Origin of the sequence: Roseateles violae (assembly GCF_030410485.1) — a bacterium.
Classification (GTDB): Bacteria; Pseudomonadota; Gammaproteobacteria; order Burkholderiales; family Burkholderiaceae_C; genus Roseateles_D; species Roseateles_D violae.
Genome location: NZ_JAUHHC010000002.1, coordinates 826,664 through 840,862, shown reverse-complemented (window position 1 = coordinate 840,862; position 14,199 = coordinate 826,664). Strand labels below are relative to the sequence as shown.

The 14,199-nt window shown below is 65.3% G+C and carries 12 protein-coding genes and 1 pseudogene; 6 read left to right on the top strand and 7 right to left on the bottom strand.

The annotated features are described in order from the left end of the window. Window positions 1-55 precede the first annotated feature (55 nt). Together QWJ38_RS09335 and QWJ38_RS09330 are read left to right on the top strand one after the other, a co-directional pair. On the top strand, window positions 56-1,222 hold the full coding sequence (locus tag QWJ38_RS09335; protein ID WP_290358774.1) for a lipopolysaccharide biosynthesis protein: 1,167 nt from the start codon (window positions 56-58) through the stop codon (window positions 1,220-1,222). A gap of 33 nt (window positions 1,223-1,255) precedes the next feature. Further along, window positions 1,256-2,287, top strand: coding sequence for a glycosyltransferase family 2 protein (locus QWJ38_RS09330; protein ID WP_290358773.1), 1,032 nt, complete (start codon window positions 1,256-1,258; stop codon window positions 2,285-2,287). 239 nt (window positions 2,288-2,526) lie between these two features. Here the strand turns inward: QWJ38_RS09330 and QWJ38_RS24020 are convergent. Together QWJ38_RS24020 and QWJ38_RS09325 are read right to left on the bottom strand one after the other, a co-directional pair. Next, window positions 2,527-2,895, bottom strand: a pseudogene (locus QWJ38_RS24020) (methyltransferase domain-containing protein); the annotation flags it as partial. A gap of 111 nt (window positions 2,896-3,006) precedes the next feature. Beyond that, on the bottom strand, window positions 3,007-3,807 hold the full coding sequence (locus tag QWJ38_RS09325; protein WP_290358772.1) for a glycosyltransferase family 2 protein: 801 nt from the start codon (window positions 3,805-3,807) through the stop codon (window positions 3,007-3,009). A 173-nt stretch (window positions 3,808-3,980) separates the two neighbouring features. On the opposite strand from QWJ38_RS09325, the gene QWJ38_RS09320 reads away from it, so the two are divergent. After that, window positions 3,981-4,613 (top strand): class I SAM-dependent methyltransferase, encoded by a 633-nt coding sequence (locus QWJ38_RS09320; RefSeq protein WP_290358771.1) that lies wholly within the window; start codon window positions 3,981-3,983, stop codon window positions 4,611-4,613. Between the two features lie 70 nt (window positions 4,614-4,683). Here the strand turns inward: QWJ38_RS09320 and QWJ38_RS09315 are convergent, their stop codons facing one another. Continuing rightward, complete coding sequence (locus tag QWJ38_RS09315) at window positions 4,684-5,586, bottom strand: glycosyltransferase family 2 protein (protein WP_290358770.1); 903 nt, start codon at window positions 5,584-5,586, stop codon at window positions 4,684-4,686. Between the two features lie 47 nt (window positions 5,587-5,633). Further along, window positions 5,634-6,758 carry an acyltransferase family protein gene (locus QWJ38_RS09310; RefSeq protein WP_290358769.1) on the bottom strand — a complete coding sequence of 375 codons (1,125 nt, stop codon included), beginning with the start codon at window positions 6,756-6,758 and terminating at the stop codon, window positions 5,634-5,636. Between the two features lie 183 nt (window positions 6,759-6,941). Here QWJ38_RS09310 and QWJ38_RS09305 point away from each other — a divergent pair, with 183 nt between their 5' ends. From QWJ38_RS09305 to QWJ38_RS09295, 3 genes are all read left to right on the top strand, one after another. Then, window positions 6,942-8,597, top strand: a complete 1,656-nt coding sequence (locus QWJ38_RS09305; RefSeq protein WP_290358768.1) for an ArnT family glycosyltransferase — start codon at window positions 6,942-6,944, stop codon at window positions 8,595-8,597. A 205-nt stretch (window positions 8,598-8,802) separates the two neighbouring features. Next, window positions 8,803-9,552, top strand: coding sequence for an ABC transporter permease (locus QWJ38_RS09300; RefSeq protein ID WP_290358767.1), 750 nt, complete (start codon window positions 8,803-8,805; stop codon window positions 9,550-9,552). 3 nt (window positions 9,553-9,555) lie between these two features. After that, window positions 9,556-10,500, top strand: coding sequence for a glycosyltransferase family 2 protein (locus tag QWJ38_RS09295; RefSeq protein ID WP_290358766.1), 945 nt, complete (start codon window positions 9,556-9,558; stop codon window positions 10,498-10,500). A gap of 80 nt (window positions 10,501-10,580) precedes the next feature. On the opposite strand, the gene QWJ38_RS09290 is transcribed toward QWJ38_RS09295, so the two are convergent. From QWJ38_RS09290 to QWJ38_RS09280, 3 genes are read right to left on the bottom strand one after another with little or no spacing between them, the layout of a single operon-like run. Continuing rightward, window positions 10,581-11,702 carry a glycosyltransferase family 4 protein gene (locus tag QWJ38_RS09290; protein ID WP_290358765.1) on the bottom strand — a complete coding sequence of 374 codons (1,122 nt, stop codon included), beginning with the start codon at window positions 11,700-11,702 and terminating at the stop codon, window positions 10,581-10,583. Then, the gene (locus QWJ38_RS09285; protein ID WP_290358764.1) at window positions 11,699-13,099 is read right to left on the bottom strand and encodes a GMC oxidoreductase; all 1,401 of its coding nucleotides are present in this window, start codon (window positions 13,097-13,099) and stop codon (window positions 11,699-11,701) included. Before QWJ38_RS09285 ends, QWJ38_RS09290 begins: the two co-directional genes overlap by 4 nt. Next, window positions 13,096-14,133, bottom strand: a complete 1,038-nt coding sequence (locus tag QWJ38_RS09280) for an NAD-dependent epimerase/dehydratase family protein (RefSeq protein ID WP_290358763.1) — start codon at window positions 14,131-14,133, stop codon at window positions 13,096-13,098. Before QWJ38_RS09280 ends, QWJ38_RS09285 begins: the two co-directional genes overlap by 4 nt. Between the last annotated feature and the right edge of the window lie 66 nt (window positions 14,134-14,199).

The following is a 14,199-nucleotide window of genomic DNA, read 5'->3' as shown; positions in this document are numbered from 1 at the left end:
ACTCCAGTTAGCCACAGCCGCACGCTTCTTCACCGTTTTCGCAGTAACTAATTTATTGTCCTACTGTTATCTGCTGATCGCCGGCCGGCGCTTGGCCGCGGCCGAATTCGGCGTCTTCAATGCACTTTTGGGTGTCATCACGATTGGCGGTTTCCTCGCCAGTTCGCTGCAGGTCGCCGCGACGCAGATCGTCCGCCAGCGGCTGGACCGCGACACACTGCGCTACCTGCTGCGGATCGGCCTGCGCATGGCGCTGCTTGGCATGCTCGGCTTCGGCATCGCCGGCCTGCTGATCGGCCGGCATGTCCAAATCGAGCCGCTGCAGATCGGCCTGTGCGCGCTGACGCTGGCGCTGATGGTGTTCGGCAGCGCCAGCACCGGCGCCCTGGTCGGCAGCGGCAATGTGCAGTCGCAGGCCAGCCTGGCCTGCTGGGGAGCGCTGGCCCGCATCGGCCTGGGCTGGCCGCTGATGCTGCTGGGGCTCGGTGTCAGCGCCGCGATCGCCGGCTACGCCGCCAATTACGCGCTGATCTTCGTGCTTGCCTATCTGGGCTGCCGACGGGCCGCTTCGGGCGATGACGAGCGGCCGGTAGGCCACGCTCCGCTGCGCCTGGACCTGCGTTCGATGGCGGTCTTCGTGCTCGGCTTCGCGCCGTTCACGCTCGACCAGTTGCTGATCCAGTACCTGAACCCCGCCGTCGGCGGCGACTATGCCGCCGCCGCAACGATCGCCAAGCTGGTCTTCTTTGCCTCCTATCCAATCACGGCCCTGGCCTACCCGCGCTTTCTAGCCAAGCCGCCGGGCCCGCAACGGACGCGGGCGCTGGCCATGGCGGCGCTGGCCGTGCTCGGCACCGGCGGCCTGCTGACCCTGCTGATCGAAGCTTTCGCCGAGCCCTTGATCGCGCTCTTCTTCGGCGAGCGCTTCGGCGGCATCGCCCCACAACTGCGCCTGCTGGCACCGGCGGCACTGTGCTTCTCGCTGACGGCGCTGGGCCTGCATGCGCAGATCGCCTGGCGCGCCGGGGCCGGCCTCGCCGCCCCGCTGGTCGCGCTGCTGCTGGGCCTGCTGCTCTACCTGCTGCGCTCCTCTTCTCTGGATCTGATCGTCGGCAACCAGATGGCGACGCTGCTGCTGCAACTGCTGCTGGTCTGGACCCTGTTGTGGCTCAGCGTGCTGCGGCCGCAGCGCGCCGCCGGCCGCGATGCCGCGACGCCCTGAATTCGAGACGTTCAACATCAGCCCCGATTCACCATGCAAGCCAACCCGCAAGACGCCGCGATCGCCGTCGTGATTCCGAGCTACAAGGTGCGCGAGCATGTGCTCGGCGTCATCGCCGCCATCGGGCCGGAGGTCTCGGCTATCTACGTCGTCGACGACCGCTGCCCGCAGCAGTCGGGCGACCATGTCGCGGCCAACTGCAGCGATCCCCGCGTGCGCGTCCTCCGCAATGCAGAGAACCTAGGCGTCGGCGGCGCGGTGATGGCCGGCTATATGGCCGCGATCGCCGACGGGGCCGAGATCATCGTCAAGGTCGACGGCGACGGGCAGATGGATCCGACGCTGATTCCCTTGTTCGTCGCGCCGCTGCTGGCCGGCGAGGCCGACTATGCCAAGGGCAACCGCTTCTACGATCTCGAGAAGATCCGCGCGATGCCGCCGATGCGCCTCGTCGGCAATGCGGTGCTGTCGTTGATGGCCAAGCTGTCGACCGGCTACTGGAATCTGTTCGACCCGACCAACGGCTACACGGCCATCCATGCCGAGGTCGCGCGCCTGCTGCCGCTCGGCAAGATCAGCCACCGCTATTTCTTCGAGACCGACATCCTGTTCCGGCTCGGCACCTTGAAGGCCGTCGTCGTCGACGTCCCGATGGACGCACGCTATGCCGACGAGGTGAGCAATCTGAAGATCTCGAAGATCGTCGGCGAATTCCTCTTCAAGCACCTGCGCAACTGCCTGAAGCGAATTTTCTACAACTACTATCTGCGCGACCTATCGCTGGCCTCGCTGGAACTGCCGCTCGGCCTGCTGCTGCTAATGCTGGGTGGCGGCTTCGGCATCTATCACTGGGTGCAATCGGCCCACAGCGGCATCCCGACGCCGGCCGGCACCGTCATGCTGGCCGCATTGCCGGTGCTGATGGGGCTGCAGTTCGTGCTGGCCTTTCTTGGCCACGACATCGCCTCGGTGCCGCGGCGGCCGCGCCAGCTCGGCCGCCGGCTCAGGAACCGGCTGCTGCAGGGGCACACGCCCGCCGCGCAGCTGCCACCGCCGCAGGACTGAGCCGTCCCCGCTATTTCTGCTCGATCACTTCGAGGCCGAAATAGCCGGGAATCCTGACCCGCGGCAGCGGGCAAGCGACAGCAGCCGCGGCCCCAGTGCCGCCGCACAGCCCGGCAGGCGGAACAGCAGGGGATCGAGCAAGCGGAACCACAGCGGCTGCAGCTCGCGCGCAGCTGCCCGAAGCGCCGCCCGCCCATCAGCGACTCGTCGAAGGCGGGCAGATCCAGATACTCGCGCAGATGGGTGGCGTCGAGCACGCACTCACCATCGCGCCGACGGAAGTACCAGGCCCAGCGTTTCTTGTAGACGGTCGTGATGTAGGCCAGGCCGCCGGGCCGCAGCACGCGGGAGATCTCGTCCAGGTAGGCGGCTTCGTCGGGCACATGCTCCATCACCATCGCCGAGACGACGAAGTCCAGCGCGCCGTCGGCTATGCCGGGCACGGCGTCGGCTGGGCCGGCAATCGTCTCCACATGGGGAAGCGCCGTTTGACGCGCGCCAGCCGATCGGGCTGGAGGTCGATTGCGAAGACCCGCCGGGCAACGCCGATATGCCCACGCCGGTCGAGCAGCGCGAACAGCGGACCGTCGCCGCAGTCGAATCGCCATAGGCCAGCGGTCCTGGCGGAATGAAGCGGCCCAGCAGCGCGGGCAAGGTCTGCAGATCGAAATGCCTGGCCGTCTCGTTGTAGCGCTCGTCGGCCAGGCTGTCGCTCATGGTCAGGCGCCGCGCATGCGGCGGAACAGTCCGAGCGAGCGGTAGACGAGGACGATGCCGGCGCTCTTCAGCTTCTTGCGGAGCAGGATGGCCCGACGGCCGGCCGGCAGATGACGGCCGGCGATCGCCATGTCTTCGGCGAACTGCCTGTCGTACTGGGCGCCGCTCTTGCTGGTCTCGTACCAGCGAAAGCTTGCCAGTTGGTCCTCTAGATAGATCGGCGCGCCGCGCTTGGCCAGGCGCAGCCAGAACTCATAGTCGAAGGCCAGCTTCAGCGATTCGTCCAGATAGCCAATCTCCCCGTGGACCCGGCGCCGCCAGAACGTCGTCATCTGGCTGACATAGTTCTCGGTCAGCAGGTTCTCCAGCGAATGGCGCTGCGCTCGCGCATGCTTGTAACGGCTGATCCAGCGCCGGATCGGCCGATCGTCGGCGTCGATGATCTCGCAGCGCCCGTGCAGCCATTCGGCCTCGGGCCGGGCCGCAAAGGCCGCCGCCACCTTGGCCAGCGCACCGGGCGCCAGCACGTCGTCGCTGTTGACCCAGCCGACGATGTCGCCTCTGGCCGCTCGCAGGCCCTTGTTGATCGCATCGACCTGGCCCTTGTCCGGACCGCTGCTCCAGTGCAGCCGCCCCTCGTAGCGCCGCAGGATGTCCAGTGTGCCGTCGGTGCTGCCGCCATCGAGCACGCGGTACTCGAGCTCGAAGTCGCCCTGCTGCTCGAGCACGCTGCGCAGCGTGTTCTCTATAAATGGTGCCTGGTTAAAGGACGGCGTGACGATTGAAATGCGCGGCTTGGACAAAATCTACCTTATGGAAGAAACGATCGGCCACGACCAATTCGTGGCGGACGATTTTCACGAATATGCGGCTAGTTGAGCAGAGATCCGTAGTCTTCAATGACTTGCATCTTCCACGCCGATCGCAGAACATCCTTCGTCAACGCATCGATGTCGATGCACCTCCGGGAGGGCGCATGTCTACCGAGTCGGTCAGCTATACCCGTGAACTTCAACGCAAGGAGGGCATTTGGTGGAAACGCCTCATACCTGTCCAGTTGCCCTACCGCTGGAATCTCCAACGCCTGCGGCTCGGCTTTGTGCTGGATCTGGGCTGCGGCATCGGCAGAAACTTGCGCAATCTCGATGGCAACGGCGTCGGCGTAGATCATAACGACCAATCCGTTCAGACCAGCCGTCTTCGCGGCTATCGGGCCTTCACACCGGCCCAGTTCATGGAATCACCATATGCACGATGCGGAACCTTCGATTCCCTCTTGCTGTCGCATGTTGCTGAGCACATGCATGAGGACGAATGTATCGCCCTTTTGAACGAGTATCTTCCGTTCGTTCGCCCGAGTGGCCAAGTAGTATTAATTTGCCCGCAGGAAGCTGGCTACGCGAGCGACGCAACGCATGTGCAGTTCATGGACTTCGAGGCATTGACACGCAGCTTGGCAGCGCTAGGGATTAGCCCCGAGCGCAGCTACTCCTTTCCACTGCCGCGATCTTTCGGCCGCTTCTTCAAGTACAACGAGTTCGTAGCCGTCGGCAAAGTACCAGCCATGCTTAATAGTTCAGGGGCTAACTCCAAAGGGCGCTATGGATGAACTGCCTTGTAGTATTGCCCCCGCTTGACTTAAAGCGATGCGTCGGTCGCTCAACTCTCACTTCGAGGAGCTACGGCTTATAAAGCCCAGCGAGCAGCCCGAGTTTCTTGCCCGCCGACTCGAGCCTCAGCTTCAGAATGTCGCCGGCGATGTAATACAGCAGTTGCAGTTTGATGATGTGCATCCGCCGCGCGAGGCGCTCCGAGGTCTGCCATCCTCGTGTCCGCGCCTGATCGGCGGTCTCATGCCAGAGCGCGATTTCCTCTGTAAAGATGCGTAGGTTGCGCTCGGCCTCGGCGGTAGCCTGTTCCGAATGGCGGCGATAGCGATAGGCGACCTCGGGTATGCCGACCAGGCGTAAGCCCTGCATCAGGGCGCGCAGATAGAAGTCGACGTCAAGCACCATGCGCCAGCGCGCAGAGAAATCCAACGCCTCGAAGATCCTTCTCTTGTAGCAAAGCGTCGGGCACATGATGAAGTTGCCACGCAGCAGGCTGCTCACGCCGGCCTGCCCTTCCAGCACGAACGGCTCCCGCGCGGCCGGCAGCAGCCAGCGCTTTACATGGTCGCGGAACGAGAACATCGGCCGGCCCTTCGCATCGATGATGGCGGCCGCGCAGAACACGGCCGCCGCATCGGGCCAGCGCCGATGTGCGTCGACCATTTGGCGGGCATAGTGAGGCATCAACTCGTCATCGCCATGCAGCAGCGTGACGAGGGGCGTGCGCGCCAGCTGCACGCAGCGGTTCCAGTTCCCGGCAAGGCCAAGATTGCGTTCGTTACGAAGATACTCGATGCGGCCGTCGGCCAGCGATTCCACCAGCCGGCGGGCCTCGTCCGTCGGGCTGCAGTCGTCGACGACGATGGCGCGCCAGTCGCCGAAGTCCTGCGCGAGCAGGCTGGCCAGCGCGCGATCGAGGAAATCGACCTTGCCATAGAACGGAATCGCAAAAGTGATCTGGGGAGCGCTCACGAGTCTGGGCCTTGAATGAAGGGCAACGATGTGGGGAGCGGCCCGGGCTAGCAGCCCGACCAGAGCCGGCGGGTTAGCAGGCCCATCGCAGGCTTGTGCGCGAGCGCCGGGCGTTCGCAGCCATGCCATGAGGCCGCAGCCAGCATCAGCGCCAAGCTCGCGGACGTGGCAAAGAGCTGCGCGGCCGACAGCCCGGGCAGCAGGGCCAGCAACAGTTGCTGGACCGGAAAGCTGTAGATGTAGAGGCCGTAGGAATAGTCGCCGAGCCGGTTGAACTTGCGGACCCTCCCGCCCGGCACATGAGCGAGGTACAGGATCAGATAGGGCAGCGTCAGCAGATAGGAGAGGAGGAAGACACGCCCCCCGAGCAGGGCGCCCAGCCCGAGCAGGGCCAGGCCGCCGAACAGCAGCCGCGTGCTCAGCACAATACGAGCCCGCAGCAGATAAGCCGCGGCGCCACTGGCGAACATGCCGGCCAGCCAGACGAAGTGATTGCGCCAGACTCCGCCCTGCCCACCGTCCAACAGCGCATGCAACACGGCGGCGATGACGGCCAGCACGGCCGCCGCGGCCAGCCAGCGCTGCCGCCACCTGCGATTCAGCAGGCTCGCGCCCGCCCAGATGAGTGCCAGGCCGAGATACATCTTGATCTCGTAAGGCATCGACCAGAGCGAGCCGTTGACGGCGCCGTGGTAGGGATTGCTCTCGAACAGCCCCGGCAAGCGGAACTCGACGCCGCCGAGCAGCGTCGCGCATTTCAGCAGGTAGCGGTAGGTGCGCGGGTCGGCCAGGTATTGCGCCGCGCTCAGCGTGCTCATGCCGACGCCGAGCACGAAGACACACAGCAGCAGCATCAGCCACAGGCCCGGAAAGATCCGCAGCGCCCGCCCCCAAAAGAAGTCGACCAAGCTGTCGCGGCCGAGCAGACTGGCCGTGACCAGGAAGCCGCTGATGACGAAGAAAACGTCGACGGCGACGGTCCCGATTTCCATGCCCACCAGCCGCCACAGCGGGTCGGACCTGACCGTGCCGCTGCTCAGCACGAAACTGTGGCCCAAGACGACGGCGCCGGCGGCGATCAGGCGGATCAGATTGAAATTGTTGTCGCGCCCAGCCGCCAGTTCCGAAAGTCTCATGAGGCCCCACTCGAGCGATGACGAAGGTCGCCGCACAGACTGCTTCGGACGCCCCGGGCGATGATACGGAGAATTCTTCCCGGCCCTCGATGCGGCAACACCCTAAGCGCGGGGGCGGTGCCCAATTCGAGCGGGCCTTGGGCTATGCTCCGCGGGCCTCGCCCAGGCTGCAGGAGGAGCCGTCGGCAGCCCGATTCGCCCCGCGACGAAGAAGAAGCGATGGGCGACGAGGCTCTGCGGCCTCGTCACGGGACGCCGCGCTCCCGCCCGTCCGCCCGTGAATCGACTAGAGAATCCGACAAGCGCATGTCAAACACCGCGACGACACCGAACCAGCCCTCCCCCCATCTCGCTCAGTTGACCTCGGTCTGGGTCTTCGCAGCCGCCATGCTCTGCCTGGCCTGGACCGGTTTCATCGCCAGCGACGACAGCTACTATGCGCAGGCCGGCGCCGGCTGGGCGACGCACTTCCCATATGTCGGGCCGGACTTCGCGACCTCGCGCTATGTGATCGCGCTGCCGATCGGCCTGATGATCCGCCTGTTCGGCGAATCGGAGTTCAGCATCGTGCTGAGCACCTGTCTGTACCTGCTTTTGACGCTGACGCTGACGCTGCCGATGTTGTCGCGGCTGGTCGGCGCCGGCTTCGCGACGCTTACTTGCTGCTTGATGGCCAGCCTGCCGCTGCTGGCCACGCGGGCGACGATTCCGTCCGCCGATCTGCCCGAGCTGTTCTTCGTCGCCGCGGCGGTCTGGCTGTTCTGGCTGGCCACGCAGCGCGAACAACGCTTCGGCCTGCTGGTCGCGGCGGGGGCCAGCACCGCGCTGGCCTTCGGCGCGCATGAAGTCACCGGCGGCCTGATCATCGGCTTCCTCCTGCTCTTCCTGGCCGGCTACCGGATCCCGCGCGCCCAGTACTGGATCATGGCCATCGGATTCCTGGGCGCCATCGGCTTGGAATGCCTGTACTACTGGGCCGCGGCCGGCAATCCGCTCTACCGCCTGGCCATGCTGGCGCCGATCGCCGCCGGCGGTGCCGGCCTCGCCCCGCTCAACGGCGACCGGGTCAGAGTCGGCGTGTTCGAGCTGGCCCAGGGCGGCACGCTCCATGTGCATCAGGCGCTGGATCCCCTGCTGATGTTTTTGACCCATCACGATTTCAGCCTGCTCGGCTGGTTCAGCCTGCCCGCGCTGTGGTGGTGCTGCGTCACGCACCGCCGGGATATGAGCGCACCGCTGGTGGCCGCCCGCCTGTTCGCCGTGTTCGCCCTCGGCTGGTTCCTGTTCTCGGCCGTGTTGCTGCGCGACCTGGTCCTGTTGACGCGCTACTTCATGGTCGTGGCCTATCTGCTGGCCTTGATTGTCGCCATCTGGGCCCGCTTCGCGCTGTGGCCGGCGCGCAAGCCGCTGTTGCTCATCGCCGCCGCCCTGTTCCTCGCCGTTAATCTGCTGCTGATCAGCCTGGACGACAAGAATCCGCGCTTCGGCGAACGGATGCTCGTGGGCTATCTGGCCCAGTCGACGGGACCGCTGAGCGTTGATCCGGAGACGGCGCGGCGTGCGTACTACTTCTGCCGCTGGTCCGGCCAGGATTGCAGCCGCCTCGTCGTCGGCCCACCGCAAGGCGGCGCCCAGCAGTATTTTCACTACGCCGAGAATACGCGGCGCGGCTTCAACAAGTCGATCAAGAGCGACACCGAAGCGGGACGCTACAGCCCCCAGCCCGACTGGAAGATGCTCTGGAGCCGGCAGGAGGCCGACAAGCCGCTGACTGGCTTGGTGGATGCGCTGGGTCTGCAGCAACGGCTGCCGGCCTCGATCTACCGCAAGCTGGCGGGTCCAGGCCGCAAGGTCGTTGTCTATCAGTTGCCTTGACCCCTTGCGTCCCTGAAGCGCGCAGGGAAAATCAAGTAAGGTCGGCCTCGTCAATCCCACTGGCGCACGGCCTGACGGAAGATGACGATCACGCTCATGGATTGGGAAAGGCCTGCGTGCCCCTGGGCTTGTTCCTGCTCTGACAGGCCGGCAAGACAACGCTCCGAGAGTCGAAAATCAGATCCGCAAACGCTGGGACATTGGCATGGCAAAAAATATGTTCATTCAAATTGATATGCGCCGCCTGCTATCGCATTCGCTACAGGGCATGTTCCTCGGACTGGCGCTGTCGGGGCAACTCGCCCATGCAGCTACGGAAAACAAGGCGCCGGCTCCGCCCGGTTGCGGTCAATATCCAGTTAGTCACTACGGTCCATTCGATTATCGGACCGCGAATCAGGGGCGGCGCGATATTGTCGAGGACCATCATTTCACACCGCAGGTCGAGTCATTGCGCGCTGGCATGACAGGACCACCTGGCGGAGACATAAGCTACACATTGGGCGCCTTTCCCAATCATCCGCGCGCGATCGTCTCGATGATGCGTTTGTCGGAGAAGCTGAAGCAGGATCCGGTTTCGACAGCAGCAATGTCAGTGGAATGCTATTTCCTTCGGGGTATCCGCTTCGTGCCGGATGATCTTGTGTTTCGCATGCAATATGCGAATTTCTTGATCTCTCGAAATCGCACGCAAGAAGCGCTGAAGATTATTGATCAGGTGGTAGAAAAAGCGGAGGACAATGGATTCACCCATTTCAACGCAGGCATGCTGTATTTCGACATGAAGGAATATGGCAAGGCGCTCACCCAGGCGCACAGGGCCATGGAACTAGGTTTCCCGAGCCCGGAATTGCAAAAGCGGCTCAATTCCGTTGGCCGCTGGGTTAAGCCCGCGGTCGACGCCGCCTCGGCACCGGCCCAGCCCGACTCCGCCCCTTCCGACGCCTCCCAGTAACGCATGAGCGCCCTGCATCGCGTCAGCGTCGTCATACCCTGTTTCAACGCTGAGCCCTACATTGCCGCTACGCTGCGCTCCGTGCTGGGGCAGACCGGCGCCGAACTCGAGGTCATCGTCGTGGACGACGGTTCGACCGACGACTCGGTGGCACGCATCGAGCGCGAGTTCCCGCAGGTCAGGCTGATTCGCCGCGCCAACGCCGGTGTGGCCGCCGCCCGCAATGCCGGCATCGCAGCTGCGACCGGCGATTGGGTCGCGTTCTGCGATGCCGATGACATCTGGCTGCCCGGCAAGCTGAGCGCGCAGTTCGAGGCCATTGCAGCCTCTCAGGGATGCCGCATGAGCTACACCGCCTGGTACGTCTGGACCAGCGCCGAGCCGCAACCCGACCCTGCCCTGCTACAACATCTCGCGGCCGAGTCCGGCCAAGCGGCGAAGTGGACCGGTGCGACCGGCTGGCTGTACCCGGAACTGCTGCTGGATTGCGTCGTCTGGACCTCCACCGTGTTGGTGCAGCGCAGCCTGCTAGACGAGACAGGCGTCTTCGACACCGAGCTACGCATCGGCGAAGACTACGACCTATGGCTGCGTACCTCGCGCGTGACCTCCATCGAACGCGTCTCGCGCCCATTGGCGCTGTATCGCCAGCATCCGGCAAGCATCACGCGCAGCATGCCGAGCGACAACTATCGCGGCCGCGTGGTGCAGCGTGCGCTCGACGTCTGGGGCTTGGCCGGACCGGACGGCCGCCAAGCCGACGCAGCAGCGGTGCGCAACGGACTGGCGGGGAGCTGGAGCGAGTTTGCCTACGCCCAGCTGGAAGCCGGCCAGCGCCATGCCGCACGGCGCAGCGCGCGCGAGGCACTGCGCGTGCGGCCCGGCCACTGGCTCGGCTGGAAACTGTTGCTGCGTTCCTGGCTGCCCGACGCGAGGCGCAGCAGTTGAAGATCGGCCTTGTCGTCCGCTGCCTGGACGCGGCTGTGGCGCACAGGCAAATACCGGCCAAGCTTTGTCGGCCACCGCGCCTAGCGCCGTTTGCCAGTGCGCTCGATCACCTCGCGATAAACGGCGAAATGCGCTTCGACACTGCGGCGCCAGGAAAAACGCCGCGCCCAAGCGGCGCCCTCGGCCGCCCGCTCGGCGCGCGCGTGCGCCGGCAAGGCCAGCACCTCGCGCAATGACGCGAGCCAGCCATCGAAATCCTCCACTTCGTTCGTCCACGCCAGCGGGCCGACCAGGTCCACCAGGCTGCTGACCGGGCTGAAGAGCACCGGCGTGCCAGCCGCCTGGGCCTCGACGGCCGGGAAGCCGAAGCCCTCGTAGAGGGTCGGGTAGATCGCGGCCTGCGCGCCGCGATACAGCGAGACGAGCTCGCCGTCCTCCACGAAAGGCGCAAAGTGGACGCGGCTGCGCAGTGATTCGGGAATGCGATCCAGCGGCGCGGTGCCGGCGCCAAAGCCACAAGCCACGAGGTGCAGATCATCCCGGCCGCTGCGAGCGAGCAACTCCAATGCCCAGTCGAAGCGCTTGCGCGCCTGCGCCCCGCCCAGATAAAGCAGATAGGGCGAGTCGCCGAGGGCTTTGCGCAGCACGGCAGGCAAAGGCGCATGCAGATCGCCGAAGAAGTCGTCCGCAATGCCGTGCGGGATGACGGTCAGGCGGTCCGACAGGAAGGGCCAGCGCTGCGCGATATCGCGCCGGGATGACTCGCTGATCGTGATGACATGGGCACAGTGACGCAACGCCAGACGCTGTGTATTGTGCAGGTAACGATGATTCGGCATGCCCTGTCCGGCCTCGGCCCACAACACGGTGTCATGGATGGTGACGACGGACGGCACCGGCTGCCAGACCGGCAGCGTGTTTTCGGCGCCATGCAGCAGCTGGATGCCACCACGACGCAGGCGCAGCGGCAAGCCGAGTTGCTCCCAAAGGTGGAAGCGGTCGCCCCGGAAGTCGAACACCTCGGCCCGCCCCTGCAGACAGGCCGGCACGCGAAAGGGCTGCGACGGGTCGCCACCGAAGGCGGTCCAACGCACGCCGTCGCCAGCGCCGGTGTTCTTCAGCAGTTCCTGGACATAACGGCCCGTGCCGCGCAAATGCGGCGCGTTCAATGTGCGGGCAATAAGACCGATGCTCAGAGTCATGAGTAGGAAGCGGTTCGTGAACGCAGGTGTTCGGCCAGGCGCAGGGCTAGCGCAGCGATGGTGAGGCCGGTGTTGGCGATGCCACTGGCAGGAATCAGCGAGCCGTCGCACACATAAAGATTGGGCAAGCCATGCACGCGGCAATCCGCGTCGCAAACACCGCTTTCGGCTGCCTCCGACATCCGCGCGGTTCCGGAGTGATGGGCCCCGGTTCGCAGTTCATCCAGCCAGCCTGGGAATTCCCGGGAGCGCCGCGTCACCGGCGCGAGCCAGGCCAGCACATCGCGCACCGAATCGCCCAGGTCACGCTGGTAGTCCTGCGACAGTTGCCAGCGGCGCTTGAGAACCCCCTCCTCGCCCCAGATCGACAGCTCGGGGGCGGCAGGCATCTGGGCGCACATCAGCAGCGTGTAATTTCGGGTGGGAAGACGGATGCCAAATTTGAAGGACAGGATGTCCAGCACATCATCCCAATGCCGCAGCAGCTTCAAGTAATGCAGCGGGTTCCACGGGTTGCGTCGCAATTCGTTCAGGACGCTGCCCACTCGTTCGCGGCGGCTCTCGCGGTAATAGCTAGCCGCCGGCCTGAGCTGGAAGGACACATGCATACCGCCGCGCTTGACGACGAAGGGCAGGCGCAGATTTCCGTCGGTGCCGGGCACGCGATAGTTCCAAAGCCGATACAGCGGCACCGTCACCTCCACCTCGCCGACGAAGCCCATCGGATGGTCTTCGTAGTGGCAGCCCGCATGCCGCAGGCCCGGCAACGGCAGCCGCGCCGCAAGTTTCTGCAGCAGCGCCGGCGACCCCAGGCCGCCGGCTGCCAACACGAAGATGTCACCATCGATCTGCTTTTGCTGGCCGTCCTCCACGGCAGCGAGGCTGGCGATCGCGCCGGCGGCATTCGTTTGAAAATCGACGACATCACCCCGCACGATCTTGACCCGCCCCTCCAAGCCAAGCGACTTCCACACGTTGCGCGGCCACTGCGGGTAGTACAAGCCTTGCAGCAGCCCCTCGGGTACGCCCAGTTCGACATAGAGTCGACGCAGCGCTTCGATGGCCTCACGCACCTGCCCGATCTGTATGCCCGACAGCAGCGGGAAGGCTCGCTCGTAGAACGGGTCCAGCGCCGACTTGGGAAGCGGCCACTGCGTGGCGAAGATCTCCTCGTCGATCTCGATCAGCCCGTTGTGCCAGAGCTGCGTGGAGCCTCCGAGGCCGGTGCCGAAATGCGGCTCGGTGACCGCCGGGCGGCCGACGTCGACGACCGGATAACGCGGGTCGACGGGCTCGGTACCACGCTCGATGAGGGTGACATCGTGCGACTCCAGCAGCCCATGAGCCAGCATGCAACCACCCAGGCCGGCACCGACAATCACCACCCGCGGCTTCATCGATTGGGTTGCCCCTGGGACTGAAGCCAAGCGCGACTCAGCTCAAGGCCCTGCTCGAAATCCACACGCGGCGACCAGCCGAGCAGTCGCTTGGCCTTGTCGTTCGTGAAGGCAATCGGGAAGGTCTCGCGCAATACGCGACCCAGCGGCGGCCAGGGCGCTACCGGTGGCTGCCAGCCCCCCAGGCGCTTCAGCTTGCGCAGCAGCCGCGTCGACAGGCCTCCTATCGGCTCGGGCGGATGCTCGACCCAGTAACGCTTGGCTTCGGCCGCAGACATGTCATTGAAGCGCGGCGCCGGTTCCACCAACGCGGCAAAGCGGCGGATGAACTCGCCCCATGAGACGACACGGTCCGCGTTGATGAACATGGCCTGGCCCAAGGCCTCGTCGCGCCACAGCGCCGCGTCGATGGCGTCACAAACGTCATCGACATAGACCACATTGCAGATGCCCTGCCCGCCGTCGAACAGCGTCACCTCGCCCGCGCGCGCCTGCCTGATGACCTCGAGCTCGAAATGCCCACCCAGGCCATAGACGACGGTCGGCCGCAAGATGACGCCAGGCAGATCGCCGCGATCGATGGCCGCCTGGACGATCTCCTCCTGCTCGGCCTTGGCGTCGGAATAGTCGTTGCCATAACGGCCGATACGGGCCGTTTCCTCCCGTGCCGCCTCGGGTCCCGGAGCCGGGCCATGTACCGACATGGTGCTGATGTGGATGAAGCGGCTCAGCTTCTGCGCAATGGCGGCCTCGACAAGGCGACGGGTTGCTTCCGGCCCTCGACCAGCGAGCGCGAGATGGACGACCGCATCGCAGCCCCGCAGCGCCTTGGCAACCTGCCCTGACTGGAGCAGGTCGGCCTCGACGACCTGGTAGCCCCTGGCCCGCAGACCCGCCGCCCCAACCGCCCCGCGGGCCATGGCAACAAAGGACTGTTGCCCCTGCGCGGCCAGGCGCTCGCACAGGCGGCCGCCAATGTAGCCCGTTGCACCAGTAATCAGGCAGCGCGCGGGGCGCACGTTGGGGTTGCTCATTCGGGTTGAGACGAGAGAGTCCAGGGATGAAAGAGGGCCATGAGCCACGCCCCCACCGATGCCTTC

Excerpts from the sequence above, each read along its gene's own strand:
- QWJ38_RS09305 (WP_290358768.1), top strand. The coding sequence starts at position 6,942 with ATGGGCGACGAGGCTCTGCGGCCTCGTCACGGGACGCCGCGCTCCCGC.
- QWJ38_RS09290 (WP_290358765.1), bottom strand. The coding sequence starts at position 11,702 with ATGACTCTGAGCATCGGTCTTATTGCCCGCACATTGAACGCGCCGCAT.
- QWJ38_RS09300 (WP_290358767.1), top strand. The coding sequence starts at position 8,803 with ATGGCAAAAAATATGTTCATTCAAATTGATATGCGCCGCCTGCTATCG.
- QWJ38_RS09320 (WP_290358771.1), top strand. The coding sequence starts at position 3,981 with ATGTCTACCGAGTCGGTCAGCTATACCCGTGAACTTCAACGCAAGGAG.
- QWJ38_RS09285 (WP_290358764.1), bottom strand. The coding sequence starts at position 13,099 with ATGAAGCCGCGGGTGGTGATTGTCGGTGCCGGCCTGGGTGGTTGCATG.
- QWJ38_RS09295 (WP_290358766.1), top strand. The coding sequence starts at position 9,556 with ATGAGCGCCCTGCATCGCGTCAGCGTCGTCATACCCTGTTTCAACGCT.
- QWJ38_RS09280 (WP_290358763.1), bottom strand. The coding sequence starts at position 14,133 with ATGAGCAACCCCAACGTGCGCCCCGCGCGCTGCCTGATTACTGGTGCA.
- QWJ38_RS09330 (WP_290358773.1), top strand. The coding sequence starts at position 1,256 with ATGCAAGCCAACCCGCAAGACGCCGCGATCGCCGTCGTGATTCCGAGC.